Annotated in this window: 12 protein-coding genes and 2 pseudogenes; 9 read left to right on the forward strand and 5 right to left on the reverse strand. The window is 64.6% G+C overall.

Features of this window, described 5'->3' with window-relative positions; genetic code table 11:
* The first annotated feature begins 21 nt into the window (after nucleotides 1–21).
* The 4 genes from AC5Y4Z_RS16420 to AC5Y4Z_RS16435 all read left to right on the forward strand — a co-directional run bounded on the left by AC5Y4Z_RS16420 (nucleotide 22) and on the right by AC5Y4Z_RS16435 (nucleotide 6603).
* Complete coding sequence (locus tag AC5Y4Z_RS16420) at nucleotides 22–1227, forward strand: amidohydrolase family protein (protein ID WP_499965533.1); 1206 nt, start codon at nucleotides 22–24, stop codon at nucleotides 1225–1227.
* A gap of 31 nt (nucleotides 1228–1258) precedes the next feature.
* Complete coding sequence (locus tag AC5Y4Z_RS16425) at nucleotides 1259–2782, forward strand: aldehyde dehydrogenase family protein (RefSeq protein WP_499965534.1); 1524 nt, start codon at nucleotides 1259–1261, stop codon at nucleotides 2780–2782.
* Nucleotides 2783–2799: 17 nt separating this feature from the next.
* Nucleotides 2800–3972, forward strand: a complete 1173-nt coding sequence (locus tag AC5Y4Z_RS16430) for a CaiB/BaiF CoA transferase family protein (protein ID WP_499965535.1) — start codon at nucleotides 2800–2802, stop codon at nucleotides 3970–3972.
* 96 nt (nucleotides 3973–4068) lie between these two features.
* On the forward strand, nucleotides 4069–6603 hold the full coding sequence (locus tag AC5Y4Z_RS16435; RefSeq protein WP_499965536.1) for an excinuclease ABC subunit UvrA: 2535 nt from the start codon (nucleotides 4069–4071) through the stop codon (nucleotides 6601–6603).
* Between the two features lie 53 nt (nucleotides 6604–6656).
* On the opposite strand, the gene AC5Y4Z_RS16440 is transcribed toward AC5Y4Z_RS16435, so the two are convergent.
* The 3 genes and pseudogenes from AC5Y4Z_RS16440 to AC5Y4Z_RS16450 all read right to left on the reverse strand — a co-directional run.
* Nucleotides 6657–8738: a serine/threonine-protein kinase PknH/PknJ gene (locus AC5Y4Z_RS16440; RefSeq protein WP_499965537.1), complete on the reverse strand. Its 2082-nt coding sequence runs from the start codon at nucleotides 8736–8738 to the stop codon at nucleotides 6657–6659.
* 196 nt (nucleotides 8739–8934) lie between these two features.
* On the reverse strand, nucleotides 8935–9297 hold the full coding sequence (locus AC5Y4Z_RS16445) for a DUF732 domain-containing protein (RefSeq protein WP_499965538.1): 363 nt from the start codon (nucleotides 9295–9297) through the stop codon (nucleotides 8935–8937).
* A gap of 191 nt (nucleotides 9298–9488) precedes the next feature.
* Nucleotides 9489–9569 (reverse strand): annotated as a pseudogene (locus AC5Y4Z_RS16450) (hypothetical protein); the annotation flags it as partial.
* A 329-nt stretch (nucleotides 9570–9898) separates the two neighbouring features.
* On the opposite strand from AC5Y4Z_RS16450, the gene AC5Y4Z_RS16455 reads away from it, so the two are divergent.
* Genes AC5Y4Z_RS16455 through AC5Y4Z_RS16470 form a run of 4 tightly spaced genes read left to right on the forward strand, consistent with a single transcriptional unit; the run spans nucleotide 9899 to nucleotide 11831 of the window.
* Nucleotides 9899–10774, forward strand: coding sequence for an alpha/beta fold hydrolase (locus tag AC5Y4Z_RS16455; protein WP_499965539.1), 876 nt, complete (start codon nucleotides 9899–9901; stop codon nucleotides 10772–10774).
* On the forward strand, nucleotides 10761–10985 hold the full coding sequence (locus AC5Y4Z_RS16460; RefSeq protein WP_499965540.1) for a hypothetical protein: 225 nt from the start codon (nucleotides 10761–10763) through the stop codon (nucleotides 10983–10985). Before AC5Y4Z_RS16455 ends, AC5Y4Z_RS16460 begins: the two co-directional genes overlap by 14 nt.
* A gap of 22 nt (nucleotides 10986–11007) precedes the next feature.
* The gene (locus AC5Y4Z_RS16465) at nucleotides 11008–11496 is read left to right on the forward strand and encodes a hypothetical protein (protein WP_499965541.1); all 489 of its coding nucleotides are present in this window, start codon (nucleotides 11008–11010) and stop codon (nucleotides 11494–11496) included.
* On the forward strand, nucleotides 11493–11831 hold the full coding sequence (locus tag AC5Y4Z_RS16470) for a hypothetical protein (RefSeq protein ID WP_499965542.1): 339 nt from the start codon (nucleotides 11493–11495) through the stop codon (nucleotides 11829–11831). The genes AC5Y4Z_RS16465 and AC5Y4Z_RS16470 overlap by 4 nt, the downstream gene beginning before the upstream one ends.
* Here AC5Y4Z_RS16470 and AC5Y4Z_RS16475 read toward each other — a convergent pair.
* Both AC5Y4Z_RS16475 and AC5Y4Z_RS16480 read right to left on the reverse strand, forming a co-directional pair.
* Nucleotides 11828–12832 (reverse strand): glycoside hydrolase family 6 protein, encoded by a 1005-nt coding sequence (locus tag AC5Y4Z_RS16475; RefSeq protein ID WP_499965543.1) that lies wholly within the window; start codon nucleotides 12830–12832, stop codon nucleotides 11828–11830. The genes AC5Y4Z_RS16470 and AC5Y4Z_RS16475 overlap by 4 nt on opposite strands.
* 676 nt (nucleotides 12833–13508) lie before the next feature.
* A pseudogene (locus tag AC5Y4Z_RS16480) lies at nucleotides 13509–13859 on the reverse strand (PE family protein); the annotation flags it as partial.
* 134 nt (nucleotides 13860–13993) lie between these two features.
* Here AC5Y4Z_RS16480 and AC5Y4Z_RS16485 point away from each other — a divergent pair.
* Nucleotides 13994–14890 carry a TPM domain-containing protein gene (locus AC5Y4Z_RS16485; RefSeq protein ID WP_499965544.1) on the forward strand — a complete coding sequence of 299 codons (897 nt, stop codon included), beginning with the start codon at nucleotides 13994–13996 and terminating at the stop codon, nucleotides 14888–14890.
* Nucleotides 14891–15079: the final 189 nt, after the last annotated feature.

A 15079-nucleotide genomic window follows, 5' to 3' on the forward strand; every position in this document is an offset into this window, starting at 1 on the left:
AGCGAAATCAGGGAGGAACCCGTGGACAAGCAAGATCTTCAGTGGATGATCTCTGTCGATGACCACATCATCGAGCCCCCGAACCTATGGGTCGACCGCGCATCGGCCGCCGACCGCGACCGGGTGCCACACGTGGAGCGCATCGACGGCGTCGACACGTGGATCTACGACCAAGCCCGCGCGTCGGTGCTGGGCATCTTGGTCGCGGCTCACCAAAGGCCGGCCGAGTATTCCCCGCTGCCAGTGAATTACGACGAGATGCCCCGCGCCTACTTCGACCCGGTGGCCCGCATCCCCGACATGGACGAGGATCACGTGATCGCGGGACTGAACTTTCCGTTCTTCCCCCGGTTCTGTGGTCAGATGTTCGCCCACCTCGGTGACCGCGACCTAGGTCTCAAGTGCGTGCGGGCGTACAACGACTTCGTCATCGATGAGTGGTGCGCGGCGGCGCCCGGTCGCTACATCCCCATGGTCATCGTTCCGTTGTGGGATACCCGACTCGCCGTCGAGGAGACGCTACGGTGCGCCGGCAAGGGCGCCAAAGCCATTGCCTTCTCGGAAAACCTGCACCCGCTGGGATTTCCGTCCATCCACTCGGGAGCATGGGACGACTTCTTCGCGGTGGTGAACGAGACGAAGATGCCGCTGTGCACACACATCGGATCTTCCTCGGTCAGCCCGACCACGTCACCCGACGCACCTTTCGGGGTTCAGGCGGTCAACATCAACCTCAACCTGGCGAACTCAACCACCGACTGGCTGTTCTCGGGCAAGCTGCAGAAGTACCCCGATCTCAAGATCGTGCTGGCCGAGGGCGGCATCGGCTGGATCCCCTACCTCATCGAGCGTGCTGAACATGTCGCCGCCGACTACCAGTACCTGCGTGCCAACAACTGGGCGGTTGATCCGGCCACGATGCGCTTGACCCCGGTCCCCACCGACCCCGCGATTTTCCCCGAGTCACCGCGCCAGCTCTTCCGCGACCACATGTATGGGTGCTTCATTGAGGATGACTTCGGGGCGGCTAACCTCGACTCCATCGGCGTCGACAATGTGATGATTGAAACGGATTATCCGCACACCGACAGCCTCTGGCCCAATTCCCTTCAGGCCGCTCACAAGGCACTCGAAGGCCGGTCCGACCTCGACAAGTACAAGGTGCTGCAGGGTAATGCTCGCCGGGTGTTCGACTTTGAGCCCGCCCCGTATCCGACGCTGACGTAGCAACGGTTTCAATGGCTGACGGATTCGCTTGATGCGGGAGTACCAGAGCTTCATCGACGGTAAGTGGTTGAGCGACAACGCCCTCGGCACCATCGATGTCATCGACCCGGCCACCGAGGAGTTGATCGGACGAGTCGTCGACGGTGGACCAAAGCAGGCGGCCATGGCGATCGAGGCCGCCCGGCGGGCTTTCGACGAAGGTCCGTGGCCATGGATGTCCGTCCGGGAACGGGCAAAGATCATCAAGCGATTCGCTGAGATCCTCGATGAGCGCAAAGCGGAGCTTCGCGAGCTAGTCGTCGCCGAGATCGGCTCGACCGGCTTCATCGCGGATCTGATTCAGGTGGGCGGCGCCATCGAGGCGGCCCACTACTACGGCGAGTTCGTCGAACACGATGTGACGTGGGTGGAGACACCGGCCGGACCCATAGTTTCGCCGACCGGCCTGGGCGGCGTGACGGTGGTCCGCGAACCGGTCGGGGTGGTCGGAGTCATCACGCCATTCAACTTTCCTTTCTCGATCAACATCCAGAAGTGCCTGGCCGCCTTGGCCGTCGGCTGCACCGTGGTGCTCAAGCCCCACCCGTGGACTCCGATGAACGCCCTGGAGCTGGCCAAGATCAGCGAGGAGGCCGGCGTCCCGCCCGGCGTGTTCAACGTCGTCGTGGGCGGTGCCGACGTGGGAGAGGAGCTGTGTACCCATCGAGGCGTCGACATGATCGGCTTCACCGGTTCGACCGCGACCGGCCGACGCATCCGTGAACTGTCGGCGGCAACCATGAAACGCGCACAGCTGGAACTCGGCGGCAAGAGCGCGCACATCGTACTCGACGATGTCACCGAAAGTGACGTTGCGGGAATAGGATTCGGACAGGTGCTGATGCATGCCGGACAGGCATGCACCGTCACGTCGCGACTTCTGTTGCCCGAGCACCTGCTCGACGCCTATGTCGAGGGTCTCAAGGCCATGGCCCCAATGATCACGGTCGGGGACCCGCGTGATCCCACCACGGTCGTCGGTCCGCTGATCAGGGATCAGCAGCGTCAGAGAGTTGAATCCTTCGTTCGGGCGGGCCTACAAGACGGCGCGCGGCTGGTGGCCGGCGGCAAACGACCCGAACACCTTCAACGCGGCTTCTACTACGAACCGACGGCATTTGTCGACTGCCGCAGCGACATGCGCTTATGTCAGGAGGAGGTGTTCGGGCCTGTGCTGGCGGTGATGACCTATCGTTCCGAAGACGAAGCCATCCGCGTCGCGAACGACTCCATCTACGGTTTGGCGGGTCTGGTAATGACTCGCAACGCCGCAAGGGGATTCAACGTCGCGAGGCAGGTCAGAACCGGCACCATCATGGTGCAGACTGCCGCACCCGGTGTCGATCTAGGTAGCAATCCCGGGGGAGGGCAGGGCCCAGGCTGGTCTCTACCGGCGCGCGGCATGTTCAACGGCGGGGGGCCTTTCGGTGGCTTCAAGCAAAGCGGTCTTGGCCGAGAGCAGGGTCGCTGGGGCTTCGAGGAATACACCGAGCTGAAATCAATCACCATGATGTAGCGGGGAAAGGTCACGTGATGGAACTGCTCAGGGACGTCCGGGTCCTCGAGGTGTCACTCTTCTCCGCGGATGCACTGGGCGGGCATCTGGCCGACCTCGGCGCAGAGGTGATCAAGGTGGAGCCGCCCGGCGGCGGCGGTTTCCGCGGTGCGGCGGTTTCCGGCGGCGAACTGCAGGACTCGCACTGGAATCGCGGCAAAAAGAGTGTGGCGATAAATCTGAAAACGCCTGAGGGTCAAGAGGCGTTTCGCCGCCTGGCCGCGACATCGGCGGTGGTGATCGACGGACTACGCTACGGAACCGCGCACCGGCTCGGCTTCAGCTACGACGACATCGTCGCCGTCAACCCCGCGGTCGTGTACTGCGTGCTCAACGGCATGGGCAGCTATGGGCCCTACACCCGATTACCCACACACGGGCTGTCCTTCGACTGTTTCGCCGGCTTAAGCCCGCCGATCATCGATGCGGATGGAACGCCACGCCTGTCGGGGGCGGCGACAGGGACGACAGGTGTTCTGGCGGGGCCGCTGTACGCAGCGATGGGTGTACTCGCCGCGTTGCACGCCGCCGGGCGCGACGGCAAGCCGCAGTACGTCGAAGTGGCGCAGGTCGATGCGGCGATCAATTGGAACTTTCAACACCTCTCGGCGCTGGCCAATGGTCAACCGGCCTACGGCGAGGGAATCCGCGCTTCGCTTAGATACCAGTACTACGAAACGCGCGATGGCAACTACGTGGTGTTCAATGCCCTCGAGGACAAGTTCTGGCTGAGATTCTGCGATTCACTCGACAGGATGGATCTCTACGAACCGGGGCGCCAGAAGCCGGCAGAGGATGTCGAGGCAGAGGCTTGGCTGCGCAACGAGTTGACGGAAATCTTCAAGTCCCGCACGCGCAGGGAATGGACCGACTTCTTCATTGCGACTGACATCGCAGGAGCACCAGCATTTTTGGGCGCCGACCTCTTCGACGACGACCACGCGAAGGCTCGCCGACTTGTCTACGAGCAGGCTCACCCTAAAGGGACCTCGAAGAGGATGGTGGGCACGTGCATCAAGACCAAACCCGACGAACTGTTTGAACCGCCAGCGGCGCCGCGCGTCGGGCAGCATACGGAAGAGTTACTCGGCGCCCTGGCGGGCTACGACACGGCCGGAATTGAGCAGCTACGTTCGACGGGCGCGATCTGAACACCGGCGCGTGCCGGCTCACGGTTCAAATAACTGCACCGCGACAGCCCCACTTGTGCTTTGCGCAGCCGCAGCACGGGTACCCGTCTGAGCACGATGACGAAAATGCCCAACCGAAGCACGGACGAAATCGACCCTTGCGTGCGCGTTCACGGGGCGCGGGTCCACAATCTGCGGGGCGTCGACGTCGTCGCGCCGCGTGACGCACTCGTCGCGTTCACCGGAATCTCCGGATCCGGCAAATCGTCGTTGGCCTTCGGGACCATCTATGCCGAGGCCCAGCGCCGCTACTTCGAATCGGTCGCTCCGTACGCCCGTCGCCTGCTGTTGCCCACCGGCGCCCCAAAGGTCGATGACATCACCGGGCTACCGCCTGCCGTCGCACTGCAACAGCGCCGGGGATCGGCGACGTCGCGGTCAACGGTCGGCACCGTCACCACCCTGTCGAACCTGCTGAGGATGCTGTTCTCCCGCGCCGGGACCTACCCGCGCGGGGCCACTGAACGACTGGACTCCGATGCGTTCTCGCCGAACACCGCGGTCGGGGCGTGCCCTGAATGCCACGGGCTGGGACGAATCCACCGGGTCACCGAAGAGACCCTGGTACCCGACCCCTCGCTGACCATCCGCGAAGGCGCCGTCGCCGCATGGCCGGGTGCGTGGCAGGGCCAAAATCTGCGCGACATCCTCGTCACGCTGGGGTACGACATCGACAAGCCATGGCGGAAACTGCCCAAGCGTCAACGCAATTGGATTCTTTTCACCGATGAGCAACCGACAGTCGAAATCGATCCCAGTCAGCACCCCGTGCAGGCCGACTATTACTACAACGGCACGTTCTCCAGCGCCGAACGCCACGTCCGCCACACGTTGGCCAACTCTCATAGCGCGATGATGCGTCGCCGCGTACTGCAGTTCGTCGACAGCGTCGAGTGCCCAGTATGCGACGGTTCCGGGCTGCGGCCGGAGGCGCTGAAGGTGACATTCGCCGGACGCACCATCGCCGACTACACGGCGATGCCGTTGGCCGACCTCGCTGACACGTTGCGCCCGACGGCTGCTCGGACCGATGCCGCCGCCGCGTACGAGTCAACGCAATCCGGTGAGCTGACCGAAGTCGCGACCATGATCGCCGCCGACCTCGTCGCGCGCCTGCAGGTACTCATCGATCTCGGCCTCGGCTATCTCACCCTCAGCCGCCGCACCCCGACGGTGTCACCCGGCGAACTGCAGCGGCTGCGCCTCGCCACTCAACTGCGCGCCGGCTTGTTCGGCGTGCTCTATGTGCTTGACGAGCCGTCGGCCGGACTGCACCCCGCCGACGCCGAACCGCTCCTCGAGGTGCTCGATCGCCTGCGCCGCGCGGGCAATTCGTTATTTGTGGTCGAACACGACATGGACGTGGTACGCCGTGCCGACTGGATCGTCGACGTGGGACCCGGGGCGGGGGAGCTTGGCGGGGACGTGCTCTACAGCGGGCCGGTGCCGGGCCTGGCCGACGCCGAGGAGTCGGTCACTCGTAAGTACCTATTCGACGGGGTCACGCCGCCGCCTCGTCAACCTCGCGCCCAGTCCGGGTGGCTGCGGCTGCGCGGGATCTGCTTCCACAATCTGAGAGACCTCGACGTGGACCTGCCACTCGGGGTGTACACCGCGGTCACCGGAGTGTCCGGTTCAGGCAAGTCGACGCTCGTCGTCAAGGTCCTCGGCGATGTCGTGCACAGCCATCTGGGCACCGGACGAGCAGCCGAGCCGGCCGAAGCCGACGACGACGAAACCGACAGTGGGATCGCCGATCTCGATCACGATGCAAGTATCGGGGTGACAGCGGAGGGGACCGAGGAGATCAACCGGCTGGTATCGGTCGACCAGCGCCCGATCGGACGCACGCCGCGCTCGACGCTGGCGACCTACACCGGCTTGTTCGACGCCGTGCGCCGCGAATTCGCGGCGACCCCAAAGGCGCGTCGCCGCGGCTGGACGGCGGGCAGATTCTCCTTCAACGTGTCCGAAGGTCGCTGCCCCACGTGTCAGGGGGAGGGGTTCGTCTCGGTCGAATTGTTGTTCCTGCCAGGCACATACGCGACCTGCCCGGCGTGTCAAGGAGCGCGTTACTCCGACGAAACACTCGAGGTGCGCTACCGCGACCATACGATCGCCGACGTGCTCGCGATGACCGTCGACGAGGCCGCGGAGTTTTTCGCCGACGTCGCCACCGCCGCGCGCAGCCTGACCACGCTGCAAGAGGTCGGACTGGGGTATCTGCGTCTCGGGCAGCCCGCGACCGAGCTGTCGGGCGGCGAGGCGCAGCGGATCAAGCTCGCCACCGAACTGCAGAGACCCCGGCGAGGGCATACCCTCTACGTCCTCGACGAGCCGACCACCGGGCTGCACCCCGCCGATGTGGATCTGCTCGATCGTCAACTGCACCGGCTGGTCGACGCGGGAAACACCGTCGTGGTGGCCGAACACGACATGCGGATGGTCGCCGGGGCAGACTGGGTGATCGACCTGGGACCCGGAGCCGGCAGCGACGGCGGCCGGGTCGTTGCGGCGGGCCCGCCGAAGAAGGTGGCACGCGCGAAACACAGTCGGACGGCGCCGTATCTGGCGAAGCGGTTGCGCCCGTAGTGGCCGCTGTGCGAGCCAAAGCGGTGGCGTATTAGTCCGTCTGCACTGAGATGCTAGAGCTTGACTCGGCTGAGGATGTCGGTTGCTAGCCGTTCGGCCGCTTGGCCTGCAAGGCCAGGGTCGGCAACGGTCGCACTTACCGGAATCCCAGGAGGGTCAACGCAACTCCGTACACCCACGACTACGTTGCCTCGAACACCGAGCGCTTGTTGACAAGCGCTGTTGCCGCTCTCCCTGTTAATGCCTGCCATCGAGACGGTTAGAACGTTATCGCGGAGCCGAACGCCGCCGAAGTTGTAGGTCCATCCGACTTCATTGTTCGTATTCGGCACCCTGTAGGACACCAGGCCGCGTGCACATGATTGCCACTGGCGTTGAGACGCTGTGAGCATTGCGTGGGCCTGTTCCGACGTGGGAAACACGACGACGGTCTGTTCCACGTGTGTCGGTGCGGTTGAATTGTACGGGTATGCTTCTGGCTCCAGTATTTGATCGCGGACCGCAGCGAAGCCTGAATCCGCGTACACATCACGTTCGTTGCCGAAGATGACGCCGACGCACGTCGACGGCGTCACGAGGCTGGAGTTGTCGGACAGTTGATCAGTCGATGCCTTGATTTGCAGAGAGGTCCCACCTACGACGCGTACGACCTCCGTAGGGGTGGGTACGAGGCGGTCGACTGACGAAGCCGGGTACCCGTGCTGTTGGGGCGATTCTGAAGTGGATGCCGCCCCTACCCGTCCAGATTCGTCGAGCAGCATTGTGCTATTCACCAATGCCATCTTCAGCCAGCGGTCCTCGGTGTCGGACGTACCGTTGTGCCGGACGTACGTGAGCCGGGCAACGACGCTCGTGTCGTCTCGTGGACTGACTGAAATGACCGTCACTGATTGGATCGTCGCCCAGAAGTTGGTGAACTCGGCGAATCCGGTCTGCTGCTTGCAATGGTCATCGAGCTTTGCCCATGCACCATCGGGGCGTGCCGGAAGGTCGCTGTAGTACGCAGTGACAAAGTTGCGCATGGCATCAAAGGTGATTGGTGGCATCACGGATGTAGTTGTACTGGTGGGTCCTTTTGCCGACTGGTCGTCCGGTTGCCACGGCCGCACTACGAACCCAGCAGCGGCGAGGAACAGCAGCGCCACGATAGCACCAACCGTTATCAGCCAGCGTGACCGCGAACCATTGGGGTCACTCACTTCTCTTGGGACAGATACCAAGTCGTCATTGGGAGGTCCAGCTGGGGGCGGGGATGTCTCCGGTCGGATGGCGCGGTCGTTGGCTTGGTGCGGCCCGCTGCCGGTGTCGCCGATTGGGTGGAGTGTCCCGCTGTGGCTGACGGCCCACGCCCCGCGTTGCGCCAACGCCAGAGCTTGAGCGAACTCCTTGCAAGTCGAGAAGCGGTCTTCGGGCTTCTCGGCCAGCGCAGCTTTCAGAATCGCATCGAAAGCGGTGTGTCCAACTGGTTTTTCAGCGATCGAATGTGGGAATAGTTGTGAGCCGGTCAGCAGATGGTAGGCGGTTTTGGCCAGCGCGTATTGGTCGGCACGGCCGTCGGTCTTTTGGCCTGTTAGCTGCTCAGGTGCCGCGTACGGGACTGTTGCCACGACGAAACCTCGGGCGGTGAGCGAGAGGGTTTCCTTAAGGCTGCGAGCGATCCCGAAGTCAGTTAGTAGGATTTGCTGTTCGTCGGTAGTGATCATGATGTTGGCCGGTTTGACGTCGCGGTGCACTAGGCCGTGACCGTGTGCATAGTCCAGTGCACTCGCCACGGCGGTGACGATCTTTACAACTTGTTGTGGGGGCATGCCGCTCGGGAATTTGTCGGCGAGCAGGCGCGCCACATCGAGACCGTCAACGTAGTCCATCGAGATCCACAACTGGTCGTCATCTTCGCCCCGGTCGTGAACGCCAACGATATGCGGGTGGTAGAGCTCGGAAGCCAGGTCAGCTTCGAGGTTGAAGCGGGCGCGGTATTCCGCGTTGGCGGAGAGGTCCGGTGCCAGCACCTTGAGCGCATTCTTCTTGCGTGGCAGGTTGGGGTGCTGCGCCAGGTATACCTCGCCCATCCCACCGGAGCCCAACAGACGCACGATTCTGTATCCGGCGAATGTCTGACCGTTAGCCAGCGGCATGCGCGGCATCCTACAGTCAGCCGCCCCCAACAGTGGCTATAACGCCAGGTCAGCCTCCACCCGCTGTGCTCGCCCACCTGGTCCTCCAAATGTGGACATCCGGGATGGGGGTGTATTTGGCCAGCAGGTGAATACACCTCGCGACTATCGGAATCGCAGCAGACCTAGGTGATCGAACACGCAGTAAACAGAAGGGCTAAGTTTCAGTGTCTCCGCCGGTCGAAGCTAGGCTTTTGTCCCATGGGCAGTAGTTGACGATGGAAGCGGCTACCAAATCTACGGCCTGCGCCCGGTTAATCCAGCCGTCGCCAACGTCGACAACCTTATCGGCTGCCTGGACAGGGGTCTGGCCGTTGACGTCGATATCATGGCAAACAGCATGGCCAATTGCTATCAGATCGTCGGCGCTCTGGCATTTGAATGAGCCTTCGCCACAGCCCATCCCGTGCTCGGTGAGGAACTGGATGAAGTCGGCATCGTCTGCCCGCGCCGTCGGTGCTATTGCTAGTCCTAGCACAGCGATGGCAACGGTTATCAATACCGCGGACAGCTTGCCCATGATCCACCTCTTCTCCCAAGAGGATGCGCCAATGTGACTTGCCCGATGCTCCTACGCTAACGCTAGTCAGCGATCAGGTGTTCGGATTTATACAAATGGGCGTGGAAGATGTTCGGCCAGATTGAGCGCGCCGGCCAGATGCATCGGACCGCGTTGGCGGCGGTTGGTGATGAATCGTCGGTGTCGGAGATGCCCGCGGTGGCCGTGGTCGGCTGAGTGCCCAGCGCCCGGCCGCTGGGGTTGCACCAGTTGAGGTCGGAGTCGGGCGCGGGGCACTCGGACGGAATTTTCACCAGAAACGGACTACTCGGATAGCTGGCGCTCAGGTCTAGCGTCAACAGGCGCGTGGCAAACATGTTGACGCAGGGGACTAGCTCCTGCCCGGTAGCCGTCCATTGCTAATCCGTTGGTCGGGTTCGGGCCCGCCCGCCGCGCTTCAGCCCTGTCCCTTGATGAGCTAGTTAAGCGTCCCGCCGGCCCCGTCATCGCAAACTCGACGGATCTGTACAAGCCGCACCGGCGCTGCTGCGTCAAGCTTGGCGTCGTCGGGAGCGCGCGGAACTTTCACCTCGCGAACGCCAGTCGTGAGCGAGGAGAAGCGTTGAAGGACTCATTCGCCGAGGACGCGATCGGCCTCGGGCGGGATCGCATGCTGAGCGTTGATGGCCACAACATCCATGTCGTCGACCATGACTCGTCGAGCGGCCCCACGGTGCTGCTCATCCACGGCTATGCGGGCTCGACGAGTTGGTGGGATCTCCTGGTCCCGGGCCTGGCTTCCGATCATCGGGTCATCTGTGTCGACTTGCTCGGGCACGGTCGATCCGACAAGCCCGCCGACGGCTACGCCATAACAGCGCAGGGACGGCTGCTCGCCCGCGTTCTGGTCGATTTGGGCTTGGATCAGGCCATCGTCGTGGGTCATTCCACCGGCGGGTTGGTGGCGGCGTCGCTCGCCGAGCAGCGACGCGACCTGGTGCGCGCGTTGGTGCTCATCGACACCGGGCCCAGCGTCGGTGCGTTTCTCCGCCCGGGCGGACTCGGTGCGTTGGTGTCGCTCCCGCTGATCGGGCGACTGATGTGGGCACTGCGGACAAAATCCACCATCCGCAAAGCCCTCCGTTCGGCGTTCAGCCGCGACGTCGACCTTCCCGCGCGGATCCTCGACGACGTCCGGGCGATGAACCATCGCGCCTTCACCAGCACACCGAAAGAAACCATGCGTTACCTGGCGCAGCGCAGCCTGCCCGAGCGGCTGCGTGAGTTGGGACTACCGGTGTTGGTGATATTCGGGGTCGAGGACCGGCGCTGGCGATCGTCGTCGACCACCGAATACGCGGACGTGCCCGACGTCACCGTCGAGCTGCTACCCGGTGTCGGACACAGCCCACTCCTCGAGGAACCCGGCCGTACCTTGGAGCTGTTGACCGCATTTATCACCAGCAACGACGGCGAGGTGCCGCATGGCCGAGACTGACGCCCGGGTCGAGCAGCACCGCAACGAGGCATTGCGGCTCCTGGGGAGCGCTCTCGGCGCGGACGCGTCCGCATCTAGTGCGGCGCAACGCAATTTGATCGCGGCCGCCCAGGTGCACGCGGCGCTTGCCCAGGCGGTCGCGCAGGATCTCACGCGCCGAGCGGTCGACCGCGTCGACCCGCATCGGACAAGCGGAACATTGAGATCTTGAGGCGTCCAGGAAGGAGTCGGGCATGACGAGCGATCGCCCACGGGACGAGCGACTCACGGTAGCGAGCATCGCCTTCGTCGGCTACACGGCGGTCATGCTCGCGCTGGAACGTCGCATGCGCCGGACCGGCGGTCCGGGGATCATTCCGTTTGAGCTGGCGGGCAGCGCATCTCGGGCCGAGGACATCATGGCCCGCTGGGGCAGCGAAGGCCAGCGCGCCGCCCGGCTATCGCTGTGGCTCGATTTCGGCTACATGGCAACCTACGGCACGCTCACGGCACTCCTCGTCGACCGGGTACGTCGACGCCGCGGCGACCCCGCTGTCCTGCCCGCGATGGTGATCGTCGCCGTCGCCGCTGACGCGGTAGAGGGGGTTTCGCTGCTCAGGGTCCTCAAAGATGCACACGGTGGGGCCCATTCGCGTCGCGCGCAGGCCGCGGCTCGGGTCAAGTTCGCGGTTCTTGCCTGCGCTCTCGGATACGTCGCCACCAGACATACCCGGGTGCCATGAGTTGGACACTGCTCGTCGGGGCGGCGCTGAATCTGGCTGGCGCCGCGGCCTTTTTACTCTTTGAAGGCCGTCCCACAAACGGCGAGTGGGCCTTGTTCAAGTGGTTTACCGCAGGGGTGGCTGCGGCATTCGCCTGCCTGTACCTCTACCTGTATTGGCACACCGCATACGTACACCCTTTTCTCTACTTCGGAGCGGCCCTCAAGACCTGGGCTTGTCTGATAGCCCTGGTGTTGTTGGCGCGCCGGCAGATTTCCGGTCGACGGTTCGTCGATTTCGGATTGACGAATGGCGTAGTCGGCGTGGGGTTTTGGATATATCTGGCGAACCCCTAATGGCCCGCTTTGCGCGCCAAATCGATCGCGTACTGATTGACGAATGTGCCCGCCGCCGGATCGCCTTTGCCGCATGTTCCGTCGGATTCCCCGGGACGCTTGATCCACAGGTAGGCATCGGCGTGCGCGCCCGCGGTCGCGACGGTGGGCAGAGTGCCCAGCGCCCGGCCGCTCGGGTTGCACCAGTTGAGCTCGGAGTCGGGCGCGGGCCCGGCGCCGTTGCGTGACGTGTCGATCACATAGTGCGAACCGTTCGTCAACCCCGAAATCGCCTCGCCGTAACCGATTTCGTCCTCGGTGGTGAAGAAGTTCGCGGTGTTGAGGCTGAAGCCCCGCGCGTGGCCGACACCGGCCTGATTGAGGCGAGCGGCCATGTCGTCGGCGCTGTGCCACCGCAAGTGACCGGCATCGACGTAGACGGCCGCGTTCGGGTCCCGGGTCAGCGTGTCGACGGCGTAGCGAATCAAGTCGTAGCGTTCCTGGCGCTGATCGCCCGACAGGCAGTCGGCCATCGCGAGCGCATCGGGTTCGACGACGACCGCCACCCGCGAGGCACCGATCCCGTCGGCGATGCCGTCGATCCAGCTCCGGTAATCGGCACCAGACCCCATGCCGCCCGCGGCGAAGCTGCCGCAGTCACGGTGGGGGATTCCATAGATCGACAGCACTGGGATGGCGCCGGCGGCATTCGCGTCGCCGACGTACTTGCCTACCGTTCCGGCCGAACCGCCCGGGACGATCCAGTACGCCTGCGGTGTGTTGGCGATGGCGGTCAGCTCGGGGCTGGGCGGATCGGCGCCCTGCGCGGCCCGCATCGCCGCGGAGGTGGGATTGACGTAGAACGGCGCGCCGGCCAACGGGTTGGCGTCACTGGCCAAGCGCACCGCCGGGCCGCGACCGACGTGCGTCGGGTCGCCAATGAAAGCCATGCCGGCGAAGGTCGCGATCGTGAGCAAGGGGGCGATCCACCGCGCGACCGCGCCAGCAGCTGAGAACATCACCGGAGGAAATTAGCATTGCGCTGAAATCGACGGCGGTCAGCGCGTCAAATGCCCGTTACCCGTACAGAAACGGCGCGAGCGGGTCGGCACGGGCCGGCCAGAGCAGCACCGGGTCGGTCCACGCCGGCCAGAGCAGCGCCGGGTTCGCGCCCGGCGGCGGCCAGTTGTTGTCGTTGGCGTAAGCCCAGACCTCCCAGGGGTTGTCGTAGTACGCCGCCGTCTCGACCAGGCTGAACCAGTCCTGGTTCGGGTGGGACAACCAGTAACCCGTCCCGACCAAAAAGCCGCCGGCCATCCACCCGATGTAGCTGGTCTGAAAGAGAGGTCCGAAGATCCTGTTCTGCCAGACGTGCACTTCTTCGTGGTTGATCATGATGTCGTCGGCGCCGGGCCCGGTCCCGAGATTAGTGGTGACGTTGCCCATCGTGGTGGTAAAGCCCGGCAGCCCGATGCCGCCGCGGTACACGTGGGAACCCACCAGCGCGCTGAGGGCGGCGTCGTAGTTGGCATTCGGATAGAAGGCGTTGACGAGTTGCACGCCGTAGCCCAGCGCCGTGCCGGGGAAGCCCCACGTGTAATCCAGCAGGAAGGCGACCCATCCGCGCCAGTCCCGGAAGTTGTAGATGCCCAGCTCGCGCTGGATGAGCAGATTGACGTCGTTGATCGCGGCGTCCAAGGCGCCGGTCCCGACGGTCGGGTTGACCGCCGCGAGCAGGTTCTGCTCCACCGGCTGCAGCAGCACGACCGCCGCTTCTTCGGCATTCACGTACGAACCGGCCGCCGAGTTGAGAGCCTGCAGGAACTGTTGTTGGAACGCGCTTGCCCGCGCGCCCAGCGCCCCATACTCCTGGCCGTATTGGGCAAATAACGCCGCCACCGCCTCCGATACCTCGTCGGCGGCTGCCGCCGCGACCCCCGTGGTCGGCGCGGCGGCCGCAAGATGCGCCGCAGTCAGCGCCGAGCCGATGCTTTCCACATCCGCTGCCGCCGAGGCCAACGACTCGGGAGCCACGACAAGAAGTGACACGCCGGTTCCTCCGCGTCAGACGATCAGCTGCGCATGAAGCGTATTCATGCCTCGCCTGGGCGCGTGCGGTTTTCGCGCATCGGCCGCGCGTTCGAAGCCTGCCCGGCCACGGAAACGACGGCTAGATTACCCCTATGCGCGTCGTTCGCCTGTTCGGTGCACTCCTGACGGCCCTCACGGCGGGCTTGCTGTTGGCAACCCCCGCCGCCGCGCAACCGCCGCCCAAGCTCACGGATCACCTCACCGACAGCGCCGGGGTGTTGACGGGTTCGGATCGAGCCGCGATCAGCTCCGCCATCGACCGGCTCTACCGCGACCGCCACATCCAACTGTGGGTGGTCTACGTCGACAACTTCTCCAAGTTCCAACCCGACAACTGGGCCAGCCGGACCCGAGATGCCAGCGCGATGGGCGACCACGACGCGCTGCTCGCCGTGGCCACCAACACCAAGCGCTACGCGTTAGCCCCGCCGCCGCAAAGCCTCACCACCGACGAGCAGAACAGCTTGCGCAGCAGACAAATCGACCCGGCGGTCGCCGCCAAGGACTGGAGCCGCGCGGCGATCGCCGCGGCCGACGGGCTGGACAAGCCGGCGGCAGAGTCGAAGCGGAGCTGGCTGCCGCTCGCGATCGGCGTCATCGTCGCGGTGGTCGTCCTCGTGCTGCTGGTCATGCTCTATCGCGCGTACCGCCGCCGGCGCGCCGCGCGGCGGGCCGGCCGTGGGGGGCAGATGACCGTCGACGGTCCCCAGCTGGGCCAGGCGCTGGCCACCGCGGAGGCCAGATTGCGCCAAATCTCCGACTACGTCGCCAGGCATAACGACAGCGTCGGCGTCGAAGCCAAGGCCCGCCTCGACGAGGCGAAACGGCATTTGGCGGCGGCGCACGGCAAGCAAGCGAGCAACGAGCGCGAGGCCATCGCCCACGCCAACGGGGCGTCGACGCTGGCCGCCCAGGCCCAAACGCTGGCCAACGAAGACGTGCTCGGTGCCCGCCCGCGACGGCGGCGGGGCACCACATCGACGCGATGATCGATCCGACATCGGGCTGTCGCTGAGAGGCGAGCATGCGTGTGCATCTAAAGAGGTCCGTCTTCGTCCTCGACGATGCGCCGACATGGGCACCCAACCGACCTATAGGTTTGTAGCTATGGACAGCCACGGGGAGGACTCGACGGGCAGGACCGGTGCGAACCCGTGAGCCGGGACAACGAACAGCTG

It is taken from the genome of Mycobacterium sp. NGS63, assembly GCF_059812295.1.

Bases quoted from the DNA above. Each gene is read 5' to 3' on its own strand.
- AC5Y4Z_RS16485 (WP_499965544.1), top strand. From the start codon at position 13,994: ATGCGCGTCGTTCGCCTGTTCGGTGCACTCCTGACGGCCCTCACGGCG.
- AC5Y4Z_RS16445 (WP_499965538.1), bottom strand. From the start codon at position 9,297: ATGGGCAAGCTGTCCGCGGTATTGATAACCGTTGCCATCGCTGTGCTA.
- AC5Y4Z_RS16430 (WP_499965535.1), top strand. From the start codon at position 2,800: ATGGAACTGCTCAGGGACGTCCGGGTCCTCGAGGTGTCACTCTTCTCC.
- AC5Y4Z_RS16465 (WP_499965541.1), top strand. From the start codon at position 11,008: ATGACGAGCGATCGCCCACGGGACGAGCGACTCACGGTAGCGAGCATC.
- AC5Y4Z_RS16460 (WP_499965540.1), top strand. From the start codon at position 10,761: ATGGCCGAGACTGACGCCCGGGTCGAGCAGCACCGCAACGAGGCATTG.
- AC5Y4Z_RS16435 (WP_499965536.1), top strand. From the start codon at position 4,069: ATGACGAAAATGCCCAACCGAAGCACGGACGAAATCGACCCTTGCGTG.
- AC5Y4Z_RS16440 (WP_499965537.1), bottom strand. From the start codon at position 8,738: ATGCCGCTGGCTAACGGTCAGACATTCGCCGGATACAGAATCGTGCGT.
- AC5Y4Z_RS16425 (WP_499965534.1), top strand. From the start codon at position 1,259: ATGCGGGAGTACCAGAGCTTCATCGACGGTAAGTGGTTGAGCGACAAC.
- AC5Y4Z_RS16470 (WP_499965542.1), top strand. From the start codon at position 11,493: ATGAGTTGGACACTGCTCGTCGGGGCGGCGCTGAATCTGGCTGGCGCC.